We start from the raw sequence: 526 nt of genomic DNA, 5'->3' as shown, positions 1-526 counted from the left end.
CTTGCGGGTGCGCTTGGTGCGCAGCTCAAAGCCCGTATACATCGGCGCCTGAAGACTCATCTGCTTCATGTCGCTATTGTCCCATCCCGGCAGTCAGGTGGGGAGGTTTTGCAGACCTTCCCTAGCCATAGATGGCACCTCCCCCCAGCAGCGGAATCGCGAAGGCATCGTTCTGTGACGCCTTGGCCATGTCGGCCTCGATGTGCTCTCAGATGTAGAGCGTCTTGCGCCCGCCGAAAGGTCGGATGTAGTGCCGCCCCTCCAGCAAGACGCTGTCTTTGAGCCGGTTGCGTATCGTGCGCGGGTCGTACTTGATCCGCCGGGCCAGCTCGTCAGTCGTGAGATAGGTACAACTCATCGTTCAAGCCTCCTTTGACGAAACAGGGTTCATGTACAGGACCCCGATGGCCACCCCAAAATGCTCCACTTATGGCCGGTCAAACTGCTCCAGGCAGGACAGCTGGATTATGACGGTTCAGGGCTGTTGACGATGCGAGCGGCGGCCTCCTTGAGGCGGTAACTCTTG

Annotated in this window: 1 pseudogene; it reads right to left on the bottom strand. The window is 59.1% G+C overall.

Annotation, left to right across the window (positions count from 1 at the left end):
* Positions 1 to 121: 121 nt before the first annotated feature.
* Positions 122 to 358, bottom strand: a pseudogene (locus tag Tchar_RS14350) (hypothetical protein).
* Positions 359 to 526 lie beyond the last annotated feature (168 nt).

Source organism: Tepidimonas charontis (genome assembly GCF_007556685.1).
Classification (GTDB): domain Bacteria; phylum Pseudomonadota; class Gammaproteobacteria; order Burkholderiales; family Burkholderiaceae_C; genus Tepidimonas; species Tepidimonas charontis.
Note: the sequence above shows the minus strand (reverse complement) of the source record. Positions and strands in the feature narration are given on the sequence as shown.